Below are 15,721 nucleotides of genomic sequence, written 5' to 3'. Positions count from 1 at the left end.
CATTCCTGCAAGCAGCATGCGCTTTTTTATTTTGCCGCTACGAGTCATCGTTTTCAGATTTCATAAAAATAATGAAATCCCCAATGCGTTTCAAATAAGGTGATTACAATTGCCCTATTACTATTGCTCATTTCAATCGCTCTGTCAGCTTCACTCTTCAAGCGTAATCACCACCCAATTGGCTTCACTCTTCAAGCGCCTTCACTAGCCAAATGGTTCCACTCTTCAGGCGCCTTCATTAGCCAAATGCTTCCACTCTTCAAGCGCCTTCACTCGCCAAATGGCCTCACTCTTCAAGCGATGGCACTCTCCATGCGACTTCACTCATCAAGCGGCTTACTTCCGTCGACGATAAATGAAATATCATGCGCGAATTCATTGATCGCCAGATTTCCGGATTGCGCATCCGTGACCGGTACTCCGTTAATAACAACATTTTGGAAAACAACGCCTTTTACAAGGCGATCCTGGCTAAAGCCGTAAATGCGCGACGGATTGCGATTTGACCCGTTGTAGACAATATCGGAGTAATGAATCCCCTCGATCCGGCTGCCCGGCACAGGATTATAATCCTTGTTCCAAATTACGCGAATATCCAGCAGCTGCCCCAGTTCAAAATCCTCGACCCGAATGTTTTTGTATTTTACGTTGCGCACCGTGTTTTTGTCTCCGGCGTTGATGGTCATGGCTCCCCAGTAATTTTCCTGCGGCTCGTGATGCTCCAGAATGTCGATGTTTTCATAGTGAATATTTTCAATGAAGTCACCGTCCCGATGATGATCGCCATGAGTCCCGATCATGAGCGGATGCGCCACGTCTGCCCATAGAATAGCATTCGTCACCTTAATATTGCAGGAATCGCCGTAGAAGTCCCACCGGCTGCCGTAAATGGCGATGCTGTCGTCGGAGGTTCGCAAAAAGACATCGTGTATGACGATATTTTGACTTGCCATAATATCAATGCCGTCCGACCACCCTCTTGTGCTGAAGGTCTTGAAATTTTCGATGCGGATTTGCTCCGACTTTCCGATGTAGATGCTGTAATGGGGCGGATCAACCGTTATAATGCCTTCAATCAATATACGCTTTGAAAATACGATGCGGATTCCCCGAAATGAGGAAAAGCGATGAAAATCGGATAGATAAACAATGCCTCGCCCATATATGGACACATCCTCTACATGATCGCAAACCAGCGATCCCACCAATACGGCGCCGCCTGCAAGATAAACATCCGTTCCCGAAGGGATGTGCAGCAGCGTCTCCTCCAAATAATGCATCCCCGGCGCAAAATAAAGCAACGGACGGGGACCTCCCGCTTCCTTCTGTTCCACGGCCTTGCGTACAATGTCGATGGTCCGGTGAACGGCTGGATTCAATAGAATGACGCCCTCGGAATCCGTGTCGGGCTGCTCATGCTGCAGCGGATTGCCAAACAAATGCAGGTTGGAAAAGCGCTCGTCGTTTATTTCAACGGATAGCTTTGCCGGGCCGCTCAGCTTGAACAGGATGCGGTTGCCCTCCAGCAAATAAGGAACCGCCTTGGATAAAGGCCGAATTTGCACGGTGACTACTTGCGACTTGCGAGGTTCGACGCAAATTTCCACCTCTCCCTCCATATCAAAATAAACCAAGGAGGCTTTACGAACCTGATGCATATCCACCTTTACTTCATACACGAACAATTCTTTCCACTCGCCTCCCGGCGTTCTTGCCCATACTACAAAATCATTATTACCGTTAGCCGCCGCCGGCGCATCGTACACAACCAATCTATTGACCACCAGATTCGCCCCCCGATGAAAAAGAGTCGCCGCCGTCCCGCAGAAACTGCCGGATGGCGGCGCTTTGAATAAAGCTATTTTGATGCGAAAAACAGTTTAAGCGCTACATTCCTTTGATCTGAAGAAGGTTATACTACACTCCTTTGATCTGAAAAAGGTTATACTACACTCCTTTGATCTGAAGAAGGTTATACTACATTCCTTTGATCTAAAAATTATGCTATATTCCTTTGATCTGAAAGTGGTTGTGCTATAACTATTTGCTGTGAAGAGAAAAGTTTAAGGATTATACTTGTTCCTTTGGAGTGCTACACATTACGTTCCTTGTACACTTTATTCACTTCGTCCAGCACTTCCTGACCGCCGGATTTCAGCCATTGCGATACGAACTCGTCGAAACCTTTGTCGGTATCCACTTCGCCGCTGATTGCTTTAACGAAAAACTGATCCTGCATCGAGCGCAAAATTTCGTCGTATTTCGGCTTGGATTCCAATACCGCCGGACCCAGCGCATCCGTTATCACTTTTACGCCGCTTGTATATTTTTCGCGGAATGAGATTTTATCTGGCGTCATGTAGAACTTCTCCATCGCCACCACGCGGCCGTTCAACGCGTTATAGAATCCCCCGATCCCCATTTCCGCCCGCTTGTCGGCAATGCTGTATTCGTCTGTCCAAACAACAACGTCGCCGTCAAACGTATAAGAAACGCCTTCTTCGCCATACACCGTTTTCAAATAACCTTCTTCGTTTGTTGCCATATACTCAAGCATTTGCAGAATGCGCACTCTTTTTTCCTCATCATCCTCAAGCTGCGCGCCAAACAGCATGGGGGCTTGCAATGCGCCGTTTGACATGGAGTAACCTTCACCGTTTGGTCCCGCGACCGGCGGTCCAACGACCAGCTTTCTTCCCTGCTCGATCGAAATTTGGCCAAAATAACCGTCATCGTAAAGGTGATGCCACATGCCCGTATCGAACATGCCGGTGCGCGCGCTTACAAACTTTTCTTGAATTTTGCCGTTATCGTCCGTGATAAACTCGGGATCAATGATGCCTTTTTCATACCAGCTATTCAGCAGCTTCAAGCCTTGTCTCGTCTCCTCTGACAAACCGGAATAAACCAGGTTGCCGTCAGCGCCTACCGCATATTGATAGGGATTGATGCCAAAGGCCGAAAAGACAGAGTTAAACATTTGATTTGTTGCGTCCTTGGCTCTTCCCGTCATGCCGTAGGTATCGTTTTTGCCGTTTTTGTCGGGGTCCTCAAACGTAAACTTCGTCAACACGTCTTCAAGCTCCGTCAAATTTTTAGGAGGTTCGGAGTAACCGATTGCTTCCAGCCAGTCGCCGTTATAAGCCGGAAGGAATCCCGTCGAGCCGTTATGCCATACCCGGGGAACGCCCCAGTTTTTGCCCTGGTAACGTCCAACAATCCAGGCATTTGGCGCAACCGCCTCAAAATCCGCTACATAGCTTGGCATATAGGTACGAATGTCTTCTTCGGAAATGCTGGCGATAATCCCTTGGCGCGCCCATTGAACCATGTCCGAGTCGATCGCGTCACCAGGCAAAATATCCGGAATTTCGCCGCTCGTCAGCATGACGTTGATTTGTTCCTTCCAAGTGGCGCGTTCGAATTTGATGTTTTTGATTTTAACGTTAAACTTTTCCTCCAGATATTTCTGGGCGTAGTTGCCGTCATCCTTTGGCGGATCAAACGTATTGGCTATCGTAATTTCAATCGTTTTTCCATAAGGGCTGTTTGCGTCCGGGGATTCCGCAGGCTGCGATGAGTTCGACGGCCCCGGTTCGTTTTTGCTGCCATTGTTGCCATTATTGCCGCCGCTGCACCCGGCGAGAAGAGACACGGACAGCAAAGCTGCCGCAGCTGTCATTGCAATGCTTTTTCTTTTTTGCAAGGTAAATCCTCCCTTTTTATGTTGAATGACTCAGTATTTAAACGGAAGGCCCGGTCGGTCAGGCCCTCCGGCTAAACCAGATTAACCTTTTAGCGAGCCTACCATAATGCCTTTAACGAAATATTTTTGCAGGAACGGATAAAACATCAGGATTGGAAAAGCGGTAAACATGATGGTTGCCGCCTTGATGGGTTCGCCGTAGCCGATCTCGGATTTCCCGGGATTGGCGATCATCTGGAGCTCTTCCCCCGTTATAACAAGCCTTCGGAGGAAGGTTTGCAAAACCAGCTTGGAATTGTCCTGAATGTATAATACAGCGTCAAACCAGGCATTCCAATGAGCGACCGCGCCCCATAATGCCAACGTGGCCAAAATAGGCTTTGACAGCGGAATGACGATCCCGAACAAAATACGCATATCGTTGGCTCCGTCGATTTTGGCGGAATCCTCGATTTCATCCGGAATGCTCATAAAGAAGTTGCGCAGGATCAGCATCGAAAAAGTACTGATCAGAGTCGGAATAATGTAGACGAGACGGCTATCGATCAGTCCAATCCCCTTAATTAGCAGATACGTCGGAATTAACCCGCCGCTGAAAAACATCGTAAACACGATAAACATCGTATAGAAGGTGCGGTGCGGCAAATACCTCCGGGACAGCGGGTAAGCCGCCATCGACATAAAGACCAGCGACAGAGCCGTCCCCACAACCGTCCGAAATACCGAGTTGCCAAGGCCGGTCCAAATATTGGTGGTGTTAAGCACACGCTCCCAGGCATACAGCGATATCTCCATCGGGAAGATATGGATGCCCAGCCTGCGCGCTTCTACCGGCGTACTGAATGAAATCGACAATACATGAACAAAAGGATAAAGCATGGAAATGCATAAAAGCGTTATGAACAAAATCAGAAAGACCTGAAATATTTTGTCGCCGCTGCTCATCTTTATGCCCATCAGAAAATCCCTTCCTGTCCCATTTTTTTCACGACAAAGTTTGTGGTCAGCACCAGCGCAAAGGCGATTACGTTCTTAAACAAACCTACGGCTGTTGTCATGCTAAGCTGGAAGTTTTGCAGGCCGACCCGATACACATACGTGTCCAGTATGTCCCCGACCTCGTAGACCGCGGGATGATAAAGGTTGAGCACCTGGTCGAAACCGGCGTCCAAAATGCCTCCCATACGCAAAATAAACAGGATCGCGATGACCGGAAGGATCGACGGAAGCGTAATTTTGAGCATTTGCTGCCAGCGATTGGCTCCGTCTACAACGGCTGCTTCATATAAAGTGGGATCGATCCCCGCAAGCGCAGCCAGGTAAATAATCATCCCCCAGCCAACTTCCTTCCAGATCCCCGATACGACCAGCGTAAAGCGGAAATACGCTTTATCACCCAGGAAATAAATCGGGTCCAGACCAACCAGCTCGATCAAATAATTGACAATGCCAACGGAAGGCGACAACAAAGTGACCAAAATGCCGGAAAGCACGACCCATGAGAAAAAATGGGGCAAATACGTAATGGTTTGCGCCACCCGCTTAAACCGTGCCAACCTGATTTCGTTAAACAGGAGAGCCAGTATGATCGGTGCGGGAAATCCGAATAAGATGTGGTACAAACTGATGATCACCGTATTCCCCAATATTCGCAGAAAATCGGGGGATCGGGTAAACAGATATTCAAAATGCTGAAGGCCTACCCACGGGCTGTTCCAGATGCCCGCTCTTACATTAAAATCTTTAAAAGCCAGCTGTATCCCGTACAAGGGACCATAGTGAAATACCGCATACCATAGCAAAACAGGGATCAGCAGAAAAAAGAGATATTTTGTTTTTTTGTACTGTTTCCACGTTTCCGCGAGCCTGCTCTTGAAACCGGGTTTTTCCCGCCTTCCCGGTTTCGTGCCCAAGGCGCTAGAAGGATTCATTCAAACTTGCTCCTTTCTGGATGTCGCACTGTCGTTCATGCCGGAAGCAAGCGCTTTGCCCCCTCCGCATTACAAACATACAACCGTGAAAGCGCTTTTTCTACTGCAAAATCATTTAAAAACCTGCAAAAACATCAGATAAAGGGCTCTGCTGCATCTTTTGAATAAAAAAGCACATCCCGCCTTGGGGAAGGCGTGATGTGCCTGGCTGCTTGGGTAACAGAACGGGCCTCGCATTGCGGGATGGCGAGTTTCGGCGCTGCTTGAGAACATCAAACGGTACCTCATATGCCGATAACGAGTTTCGGCGCTGCCGGAGAACGTCAAACGGACTCCCATGTGCCGCATGTACCGGAGCGGCTAGTTGCAACGTTGCTCTACAATAGCAAGTTGATTCCGTCGATGGCGGCAGCCCTTCCAGCTCAAGTATGCTCGGGCACTTGCTGCTGTGCCTTTAATGCCCTTCTGTATTGCACCGGCGTTATGCCAAAGCGGACTTTGAATTTGTTGTGGAAATATTGGGAGTTTCGGTAACCAACTTGCGACGCCACATCCGCAACCGACATCCGCGGTTCGTCAAGCAGCAGCTTTGCGGCTTTGTCCAGACGGGATCGGGTTACATATTCCGTGAAGGTTTCCCGCATGACTTCTCCGAACAGCGTGGAAATATAGGCCGGAGCCAAAGCTGCTTTTTCGGATAATACATTAAGCGACAAGTCTTCATGAAGATGCTCGTCAATATAGGCTTTAAGCTGCAAAATAATATCGGTATGCGCATGGCCGCCGGATTCCTTGACATGATGGACAATCTGCTGCGAATGTTTTCGTATGGCGGCGATGGTATCGTCAAGCGAATCCTTCTTTAATTCGTCGAACAGGCTCGACGGCTGAACGACCTTGAGCAATTGCAGGTCGATTACCGCCTGGTAAAGCGCCGACACCAGCTGCAGCAAACTTAATTCTACCGCCTCCAGTTGGTGACCGCCTCGAGACAATGTTGCGGAGAAATCGTCCAGGAACCTGCCGGCTTGTTCCATGTCGCCCGCTTTCAGCGCGTTAACGAACTGCTCGTAAGGCATCAGATGGGGCGCTGCGTCGTAGCTGGCCACTTCGGCGTAGGACATAATAGCCTCCGGCCCGTAGATGAAGGAATAACGGAAGGTGCTCTTCGCAAACTGATAGGAAATCGGTATTTCATCGCTGCTGCTGACACGTGGGCCCAACGCCGCGCCAAAGGAAAGCTGCTCGGCGGCATGTCTGCGAAAGTCGGCGAGATGGGTTTTGATTTGCTCCTCCGGCCGAATCTCGGCGGGATCGACAAAATATATAATCGCCGCCTCTTCTGCGTTCAGGCATACCACCTCGTATTCCCTAACAGCGTACATCGCTTCGTACAGCGTCCGAAGCTGAGTAGCATCGCCCTTGGTAATACGGATGTAAGCCGTCAGCAATGCCATTTTTTCCGGAAAATCGCCGGTAAACTCCAGATTGAGATTGGCGCCCAGCACCAGGTTTTTCATTTCGTTTTGTTTGGCGCTGGTTTCCAGGCGAGATATCTTCTGATCCATCTGGTTTAAGGCATTGCCGATATAGGCATATTCATTGCCTGTTGTCTGGGCCGGATGGCCATAGCTGGTTCCAATGCGCTGCAGCAGCCCCTGCATAGGCATATACAGCTTTTTAGAAAATAGATACGACATCAGAATTCCTACAAGGAGCACGATGCCGCAAATCATAAAAATGCTGTTTTTGAAGCCCGCGAACGACAGCGAGAAGCTTTGAACCGGACGTATGATGGCAAAACTCCAGCCCAGCCCCGGCTGAGAGGAAATCATATGCGACAAGATCGCATCCCCCTCATCACGTAACGGCACCTCGATCAACGGCTGGGGATCCGAAATCGCCTCCCGCACCACCTCGGCATAATCCATGCTGTTGGCTCCGGTCGCCATAATCAGTCGTTGTCCTTCATCGAACACATACAATTTTTCATGGGGCGAAGTCACGATTTGAGCAATCGCATTTTCCAAATAATCGACCGTTGCATCCAGGAAGAGGTAACCTTTCGGCTCTAGACTAGGCTGATTGTACGGCAGCTTCAATACAAAGGTCAGCGCTTGTTGTCCGTCCGGCAACTCCCGCGCAATCCAGTGTCCGTGCAGATCGGGCGAAAGCTTCTCCATAAAGGCGGAATCCTTGGAGTTGCCCGGGGCCATAAAAAACGACGTTTTGTCGATCACGTAATTGCCGCTTTTAAAATAGATGGTTGAATTAAATACGCCGTCATTCGTCAGCGCATACATCTCCAGCGCTTTGCTGAACAGAGCAATCCGGCTGGAGTTGCCCTGCCACGTATTATCGAGCAGGTAATTCAGATTGGCATCATTTTTGGCAAAACCGGCTGACAGCGAGATGTTCTGTGCGAAGTTTTCCAGCTTCAGCAGCAGCGTTTCTTCAATATAGTCTCGTGCCGACTCCAGTCTCTGCTGGCTGTCTCTAGCCATCTCTTCCTTCATTAACCCGCTAGCTCGCGTATATAAATATCCGCCCGCCAATGAAATCAGAATGACAGCCATCACCGTATACGAAAAAATCATTGAAGTGAAAACACTGCTTCTATATTTGGACATCGTTTTCACTCGCCCCCTCTAGTAAGTGAAAATATGCCCTTCTTGCCCGCAACGGCAAAAACGGCATATTTTTTATAAACGCTAGCTTAAGTGTATAGTGTTTGACACTTTATTGAAAGCGCTTTTCCATTGCAGTTTTTTTGATTTTTATGTGTGATCTTTCATTCCCATGTTTTTTCCGCGCAACCGGAAGCTGCCGCCAATAAAACAATCATGTTCCAAGCGCCCAAAAGATATAAATGAATATAGGGAGAAGAAATACGCGAAAACGCAAGTTGCGTTATCAAGCATTTGGAAGGGCGGGATAGGTTGTGGAATATTGGGTCAGGGTAGCGCCGGATGTGAGGATCTATGTTAACGATATAAACCCCGGGGGGCGGAATCCGATTTTGTTTATTCATGGATGGCCGGCCAACCACAGAATGTTTGAGTATCAATACAATGCCCTTATCGGGGCTGGCATTCGCTGTATCGGAATTGATATGAGAGGGTATGGGCTCTCCGACAAACCGGTGTGGGGTTACGATTACAATACGCTTGCCGACGATGTCAGAGGCGTAATCGATGCATTAGGCTTGCGCGGCATTACTCTCTCCGGACACTCCACAGGCGGCGCAGTCGCCATACGTTACATGGCACGGCATCAAGGACACGGCGTCTCCAAGCTGGCTCTTTTTGCGGCTGCGGCGCCAAGCCTCATCCAGCGTCCCGGGTTTCCGTATGGATTGAAGCTTAGCGATGTAGAAGAAATTATTCATGCCGCTCATACCGATCGGCCACAGCTGGTGTGGGATTTTGGCGAAAAGCTTTTCTACAAAAAAGTGACCGCTCCTTTTTCGGAATGGTTTTTCCAATTAGGACTGCAGGCGGCAAGCTGGGCAACGATTGCTGTCGCGCATTCCTGGATCGCGGAGACGCTATTTCAGGATTTGGGGCAAATCAGAGTGCCAACGCTGATTCTGCATGGCATTCACGATCAGGTCTGCCTCTACCCGCTGGCGCTCGCCCAAAACCAAGGCATTGCCCATTCCAAGCTGGTGCCGTTGGAGGAAAGCGGGCATGGCTTATTCTACGATCAGCGGGAAACCTTTAACCGCGAGCTTCTTGGTTTTATCGGGTAAGGAGTGGATGCAAAAAGAGCCGCTGCGATTATTGAACCGCATCGTTTGGCAGACAAAAGTCGCCCTTCGGGACATTGTTCATGAATCGCAGCGGCTCTAACCGCATAATTGAAATGAGAACCGGCTGTTACTGCCCGCCAATACAAACGGAGCGGATCAAACCTCTACTCCGTCCCTCCCGAAGCAAAAGCATTCATCTCGGAAAGAACGCCTCGAACCGCCTGCAGTATCTCCTCCAAAACCTCTTCCTCATCGTCTTCCTCAATCGACTGGAAGCGTACGCCTGTAATAGACCCCGGAGGAATAACAACTTTCTGGAGCTTCAACTCAAATTGAAAGGAATCACGATATGGCATGCCGTCCAGGTCACGGTAACAATAAAAACTCGAAATATCATTTTCATCCAGGATCAAAATTGAATTTTCTACGATTTTCATTGCAATTCCTCCCAGACTGCTAGCTGCCGCAGATTATTTCTATTCGCTAGTATTATACCAGCTAGTCACCGATCAATCGACCATTTACCGGTATTCCGGCTTAACGGTCACCGTGGCGGTTACCTCGGCTAGCGCTTCATTCAAATCTTTATCCTGCGTCAAATCAAGGACGGGATAACCCTCGCCGTCAAAATGAACTCGCCGCAGACCGGAGCAGCGCGGATCATCCAATCCAGCTTTGGCGTGGTAGACATTCCATACGATGCCATCATCATCCGTAACATAGGAGTTATGCCCCGGACCGTATTCTCCCGGCACGTTCCGGGAGGTCAACAACGGATAGTTGCCCTTAGTCCAGTTGGCGGGGTTCAGCAAATCCGCTCCATTATCAATGGTAAGCAATCCTACGCAATAAGAAGCGTCCGTCGCCGCGCTGGAAAAGGTCAGAAACAGCTTGTTTTCCCCATAAAGAGGAAACGGTCCTTCATCCACAAAGGTTCTGTTGTTGGCCCAGCCATAATCGGGCTTGGAGAGGAGGATAGGTTCGCTTGCCAGCCTCCACGGCTCCTTTAAGTCCAGCTTGGCCAGATAGAGCCAAGCCCCTAGATCATCGGGAAGAAACTGCCGCTCCGACCATGCCGCGTAAATTTCGCCTTCCCAATGAATCACCGTCATATCCAGCGAAATGGTTTTTCCCGCTTCGCACAGATCCGAACCGTCCATCCGCACCACGCGCCTTGGCTCCGACCAATCTCCGGCGCTTAAGGGGTTTCCGTCTTTTTTCAGCTTCATCACATGAGCTTCTTCTTCAAAAAATTCCTTTGGCGTCGCCGCATGGAAAATATACAAATCGTCTTCTATGATATGGAATTCAGGCGCCCATAACAATCCGCCGATATGCTCATAAGTCTCCGAATTGATAATTTGCACCTCTTGAGCATCGACAAGGCCCTCCAACGTTTCAGCTTCCCGCACCGAAAACGTTTTTTGCCCGTCGGCATCATTTGTTGCGATAAAATAATACTTTCCCTTCCATCTGGCGATGTTGGGATCAGCCCGATGGGACGCAAAGGGGAAGTCAAAAAATGTCTGGCGCAGCGTTCCTTTTATTTCATAGGTGCCTTCGCTCGACCAATCCACGCCTTCAGTCTGCCAATCCACATTTTTTGGCGAAACCGTGCCGTCGCTGTATAGGGCTTTGGCCTTCACTTCACGCAGCTGCGCCTTGCCGGAAACCGTAATGGCACCTGGCCCTTCGGTTCCGACATGATGGGGAGAAGTCAGCTTGCCGACAAGACGGTCGGCAATGCTTTTTGGCACAGCGATGTGATTCCGGGCTTGAATACCTTCGATCTCCGCGGACACAGACTCCAGAACAGGAGGTTGCGCCAATGCCGGTGCGGAGATTTCACCCGGCTTCGAGAGATCGGCGATGACGTTTTCATACCCCTTCCCCGACTCATCTGACCAGGTGATCACGTATCCCTTTTTAGCTTCGCTGTAATGGCAAGCAGCATCCTCTACAAAAACGCTGCCTTTGAGGTCGAGCAAGCCAATTTCCTCGTATTGAAGCAGATCGTTCGTTACAGCAAGCAGAACGCTGCCTTTGCTCAACTCGTCATTTGCGCCGTCTGCCTCCGTACGGATTGCCATTACGCCAAAACCGCCATCCTTAAGCGCAAACAGATAAGGCTTTTTCAGGCTTTTGGCTGTGAGCGTGCCGTTTTCGTTATCCGTCGCTTTGGCAAAAAACACGCCGGAGTTGTTATTCAGCGCCTTGTAGGCACGACCGTTCTTGCTGTAGGCCAGATGCATGCTGTAAGCCAGCTTTGGCGCATACAACAATTCTTCTTGAGGCAAACGCGTGTAGCATAGAATATAGCCTTGTTCATGATCAATCGACATGGGGCTTCTTCCTTTCATCTTTCAGCGTTATTAACCCAAACGGTACAATGCCGCTCCATGCGGAGGCACGATCGCTCCCAGCTTGCCGCCTGCAAATTGCACGGTATTTCCACTCCAAAGTTCCTTTGCTTCGCCGGTCTCTTCGGAAAGGCCCAGCTCCGACAACGTAACGGATACGTCCGTTGATTCATCATTCGTATTGAACAGCGCAGCATAAGTTTCACCATCCGGCCCTTGCGCCGTCCAGACGACCTTGCCCTCCGCGCGGCTAACCTTCCTGGCTCCGGAGCTATTGCGATGCATGTGCAGCACGTCGCTGTTAGTCAGAAGCGACAGCGTCCACTCGTCATTGTCGCGCATCTCGCCGCCAAACATAAGCGGGGAGCGGAATATGCTCCACAATGTCATCATGGTAACCTGCTCGTCCTTCGTGAAGTTTGTCCAGCGGTCTCCGGAGTTGCTCCGAATGCCGATCCGGCCGAGCGGAAGCATGTCGCAGTCCGGCCAACAGCCCGGCTTTGGTCTGCCTTCCCACGTTTCGCAGCGGTCGAACATATCAAGCAGCAGCGACCATTTGTCCCAGAAGTCGTCCGTCATTCTCCACAAGTTGGCGTTGGCTTCAAAGAAGTCGGCATGTTTGACGGGCGCAGGTCCCGGCGACAGACTAAGCACCATCGGACGGCCAGCATGATCGATCGCTTTGCGGATCAGTTCAATCTCGCCCAGATGGGTTCCGCCATGCAGCCAGGAATCGGCGATATCGTCAACCTTGATGTAGTCGACGCCCCATTCCGCATACATTTCGAACAATGAGTTGTAATATTCCTGCGCGCCTGCTTTGGAAGCGTCAACGCCGTACATATCCGTATTCCATCCGCAGAAGGAGCAGGTATGGGCGATATCGCGCGCCTTTAGGTTTGTTCCTTTAATCGGCGTGTTGTCGTGAACGGCTTGGCGAGGAATGCCGCGCATAATATGAATGCCGAATTTCAGACCTAGCCCATGCACGTAATCGCCAAGCGGCTTAAATCCTTGTCCGCCTTCCGCAGACGGGAAGCGGTTTACTGCCGGAATCAAACGGGAGTAGTCATCCATCTCCAGTCTAACGAATGGCCGGTAGGCATCCGAAACCGCCCCTGGCTCGGACCATTGAATATCAACTACGATATATTCCCAGCCGTGCTCCTTCAAATGTTGAGCCATATAATCAGCGTTGCCGCGAACTTCGGACTCCGTTACGCTGGCGCCGTAGCAGTCCCAGCTGTTCCAGCCCAAAGGCGGAGTTGGCGCAACTTGATGATGATTCATGAAAAAACCTCCCAGTATATGATGAATGGTCATTTATTGCAGATATACTCTAATCATATATCCTGCAAAAACGCTATTCCACCGTAATATTTTTTCATGAATAGCACAAAATTGCTCTTTTACAAGCATGGCCATTAATCAAAAAAAAGCCTGCTGTAAGGAAGCTCCCTCGACGAACGGAAACGGGCGGGCGTATGCCCAGTCAGCTTGCGAAACACCTTGATAAAATAGCTGCCGCTGGAATAGCCGACGGAGGCGGCCACCTCCTCGATGCTGAGGTTGCTTTGGCGCAGCAGAGATATGGCTTTTTCAATACGAATCCGGCTCAAATATTCGCCTGGCGTCATGCCCGTAAATGCCGCAAAGGTACGCAAAAAATGATATTTGGAGACGCCAACCTCCTGCGCCAGCTGTTCCTGTCCCACCATCTCGCTGTAGTTGGTTTCCATAAATTGTACCGCTGCTTTAACGGCTGGCGGCCAATCCGCGCCTGCAGCGCCTTTGTTCATGGAAAAACGGGCAAGCTCCATGATAAAACGATAGGTATGTGCTGATGCGGTGTAAGGATCGGTGATTTTGCCTGTAAGCGCTTCCCGGTATAAGTCATTGAGAGCTGCGATTGGCCCGCTTCCTTGCGGCAAATAAGGCGTCTCGCCAATCCTTCCCTTGATCTCCTCCCATATGCCCATTACGGGATGGGGCCGGAGCAGGATATAGAGAAACTCCCATTCCTCCGTATCGTCAGGCAGCCAGTAGCGGTGATTTCCCGGTATTTCAACGAGAAAGGCTTGTCCCCGCTCCATTCGGTAATGTCTTCCCTCAACCTCCAGCTCGCCCCGCCCCTCCAGCGTATATTGGAATAACAGGAGAGGCCCGTCGGTTCTTGTCAAACCGTTCCAATTATAGGTATGACTACGCTCCAGTTCAAATCCGATAGCAAACAAACCGCAAAGAGGGAGGCCGGGCTGCTCGGCAAAACGAAATCCATAGGTGCCTCTATGCTGCTCCAGCGTCATGCCACTATACTCCTTTCACAGCTTTTTTTCTTGAGTTTCAAAATAAATGTCATTCATTACACCATACCATAATCCCGTGAATGTAATATAGCATAGCTTGCCATCCTTACTACATTGCTCCGCATACAACACGGTCTTATTCATTGATTAATTCTGTGCCTGCTGCTTTATTTTTGAGGTTTTGCGCAAAGCAACGGCTAATGAGGCAGCCGCGATCGAAATGATCATAATCAAGAGAAGTGCCATTGACTGTGACGCGACCCCGGGTCCCCCGTACAACAGGTTCATGCTTCCTTCCACTGCGTAGGTTGCAGGCAAAATCGTGCCTAATCCATGGTAAAAATCTGATAGCAATTCACGAGGCATCGTCGCCCCGGAAGTCACGAGCTGAGAGGATAGGGTCATAATATTCAACAACATGCCTGCGCTGCCGAATACGATCAGGAATAGCTGAGAAACAAACATAAAGGTCAAAATAAACAAGGCTTGAAAACCCCAGACCGCGAAAAATCCTTGCTCAATTTGTCCGCCTAATGCAACGAGGAGCGTAGTTCCGACTAATGAAACGACGACCGACGAGACAATGTTAATGATGCCCCGTGCCGCAAACTGTTGCCAACGCCCCAATTGAGATGATGTCATCATTGCCGATTGTTGAAGATTTAGGCTCAAAAGCATCGCACCGATGTACCCGGCAAGGACCATCATCATCGGTACCATCTGGTTATTCATACCTTGGACGGGATTTGAATAGGCAATCTCGGGCATGACTCGTTCTGACAATAACTCGGCGGCACTTTCCGCTTGCTGTGCAGGCATATTGGTTTGCTCCAGCAATTTTGCTGCACTTAAAGTAATGGCCTGTTTATTAACAGCGGATGTTACCTGGGTTGCGATGTTACCCATCATGCTCTTTACTGTTGCGGCATTGGACTCATTAATATCAAAATGTAACATTGCTTTCCCATCCACATTCATCGCATGTTGTGTAAAGTCGGCCGGGATAGTAATGACCATTTGCAATTCGCGCTCATTCAACTGATTTTTCGCAGTGAATTCATCCATAACCAGCAGCGTGTTGACAGGCAGTGAATCCTGAAGTTGTTTAGCGATCTCTGGGCCCATCTCGGTATCCAGCGAAACGATACCTACACTTAGATTTTTCAAACGATCAGCACTTGTCGTGTCGTTATAACCGGTCATCCAGATCACAGAAAAAATGATCTGAAACATAATAGCTGTAATGATCCCCACTTTGGTTGTTGGTTTTTTGAAAAAGGTGTTCAATGCTGTTTTCATGATGTTTAATCCTTTCTCCTTGCATTTCGGCAGGACGTAAAATAGATTTTTCACTCTCTCCTCACTAACAGCAAGATGGAGTTTCCCGGGTCTCTTTATCTGTGTCTGAATAGTGACGAAAGTGAACAAAACTATAATAACACCCCCCTGTCAACACCCTGCATAAAATTAATTCATTGTCAATGTATTTATTTTTTATTCAGATTTCTGGAAATGGGATTCGATCTTATCTATCTCTGCATAAAAAAGGGGCTGTCCAAAAAGCCGATCCGCGTATCTGATTCAATTAAAAACGCTAATGGACATCCGTGTCCGTTAGCGCTTATTTTTTAACTTTTTGCGTTTGTAACGGACATTGATGTCCGTTA

Annotated in this window: 11 protein-coding genes; 1 reads left to right on the top strand and 10 read right to left on the bottom strand. The window is 49.3% G+C overall.

All coding sequences use genetic code 11. From position 1 onward, the window contains the following. Positions 1-320: 320 nt before the first annotated feature. The 5 genes from ACX93W_RS10860 to ACX93W_RS10840 form a co-directional block, all read right to left on the bottom strand. The gene (locus ACX93W_RS10860; protein WP_459392392.1) at positions 321-1,784 is read right to left on the bottom strand and encodes a glycosyl hydrolase family 28 protein; all 1,464 of its coding nucleotides are present in this window, start codon (positions 1,782-1,784) and stop codon (positions 321-323) included. Between the two features lie 308 nt (positions 1,785-2,092). Then, complete coding sequence (locus ACX93W_RS10855; RefSeq protein WP_459392391.1) at positions 2,093-3,706, bottom strand: extracellular solute-binding protein; 1,614 nt, start codon at positions 3,704-3,706, stop codon at positions 2,093-2,095. Positions 3,707-3,787: 81 nt separating this feature from the next. Then, complete coding sequence (locus tag ACX93W_RS10850) at positions 3,788-4,663, bottom strand: carbohydrate ABC transporter permease (RefSeq protein ID WP_459392390.1); 876 nt, start codon at positions 4,661-4,663, stop codon at positions 3,788-3,790. Next, positions 4,663-5,637, bottom strand: coding sequence for an ABC transporter permease (locus ACX93W_RS10845; RefSeq protein WP_459392389.1), 975 nt, complete (start codon positions 5,635-5,637; stop codon positions 4,663-4,665). Before ACX93W_RS10845 ends, ACX93W_RS10850 begins: the two co-directional genes overlap by 1 nt. A 422-nt stretch (positions 5,638-6,059) precedes the next feature. Further along, the gene (locus ACX93W_RS10840) at positions 6,060-8,267 is read right to left on the bottom strand and encodes a helix-turn-helix domain-containing protein (protein ID WP_459392388.1); all 2,208 of its coding nucleotides are present in this window, start codon (positions 8,265-8,267) and stop codon (positions 6,060-6,062) included. Positions 8,268-8,578: 311 nt separating this feature from the next. On the opposite strand from ACX93W_RS10840, the gene ACX93W_RS10835 reads away from it, so the two are divergent. Beyond that, positions 8,579-9,388 (top strand): alpha/beta fold hydrolase, encoded by an 810-nt coding sequence (locus tag ACX93W_RS10835; protein ID WP_459392387.1) that lies wholly within the window; start codon positions 8,579-8,581, stop codon positions 9,386-9,388. A gap of 164 nt (positions 9,389-9,552) precedes the next feature. Here the strand turns inward: ACX93W_RS10835 and ACX93W_RS10830 are convergent, their stop codons facing one another. From ACX93W_RS10830 to ACX93W_RS10810, 5 genes are all read right to left on the bottom strand, one after another. Beyond that, positions 9,553-9,825, bottom strand: a complete 273-nt coding sequence (locus tag ACX93W_RS10830; RefSeq protein ID WP_459392386.1) for a hypothetical protein — start codon at positions 9,823-9,825, stop codon at positions 9,553-9,555. An 84-nt stretch (positions 9,826-9,909) separates the two neighbouring features. Continuing rightward, on the bottom strand, positions 9,910-11,730 hold the full coding sequence (locus tag ACX93W_RS10825; protein WP_459392385.1) for a family 43 glycosylhydrolase: 1,821 nt from the start codon (positions 11,728-11,730) through the stop codon (positions 9,910-9,912). A 30-nt stretch (positions 11,731-11,760) separates the two neighbouring features. Beyond that, entirely contained in the window at positions 11,761-13,038 is a 1,278-nt protein-coding gene (locus ACX93W_RS10820; RefSeq protein ID WP_459392384.1) for a glycoside hydrolase family 27 protein, read from the bottom strand. Between the two features lie 134 nt (positions 13,039-13,172). Then, on the bottom strand, positions 13,173-14,054 hold the full coding sequence (locus tag ACX93W_RS10815) for a helix-turn-helix domain-containing protein (protein ID WP_459392383.1): 882 nt from the start codon (positions 14,052-14,054) through the stop codon (positions 13,173-13,175). 147 nt (positions 14,055-14,201) lie between these two features. Further along, a complete protein-coding gene (locus ACX93W_RS10810; RefSeq protein WP_459392382.1) occupies positions 14,202-15,353 on the bottom strand; it encodes a YhgE/Pip domain-containing protein in 1,152 nt (383 codons plus the stop codon). Positions 15,354-15,721: the final 368 nt, after the last annotated feature.

Source organism: Paenibacillus sp. CAU 1782, from assembly GCF_054551715.1.
The sequence above is the reverse complement of the archived record's forward strand: the minus strand, read 5'-3'. Positions and strand labels throughout refer to the sequence as shown.

Excerpts from the sequence above, each read along its gene's own strand:
- ACX93W_RS10815 (WP_459392383.1), bottom strand. The coding sequence starts at position 14,054 with ATGACGCTGGAGCAGCATAGAGGCACCTATGGATTTCGTTTTGCCGAG.
- ACX93W_RS10820 (WP_459392384.1), bottom strand. The coding sequence starts at position 13,038 with ATGAATCATCATCAAGTTGCGCCAACTCCGCCTTTGGGCTGGAACAGC.
- ACX93W_RS10845 (WP_459392389.1), bottom strand. The coding sequence starts at position 5,637 with ATGAATCCTTCTAGCGCCTTGGGCACGAAACCGGGAAGGCGGGAAAAA.
- ACX93W_RS10830 (WP_459392386.1), bottom strand. The coding sequence starts at position 9,825 with ATGAAAATCGTAGAAAATTCAATTTTGATCCTGGATGAAAATGATATT.
- ACX93W_RS10840 (WP_459392388.1), bottom strand. The coding sequence starts at position 8,267 with ATGTCCAAATATAGAAGCAGTGTTTTCACTTCAATGATTTTTTCGTAT.
- ACX93W_RS10810 (WP_459392382.1), bottom strand. The coding sequence starts at position 15,353 with ATGAAAACAGCATTGAACACCTTTTTCAAAAAACCAACAACCAAAGTG.
- ACX93W_RS10850 (WP_459392390.1), bottom strand. The coding sequence starts at position 4,663 with ATGGGCATAAAGATGAGCAGCGGCGACAAAATATTTCAGGTCTTTCTG.
- ACX93W_RS10825 (WP_459392385.1), bottom strand. The coding sequence starts at position 11,730 with ATGTCGATTGATCATGAACAAGGCTATATTCTATGCTACACGCGTTTG.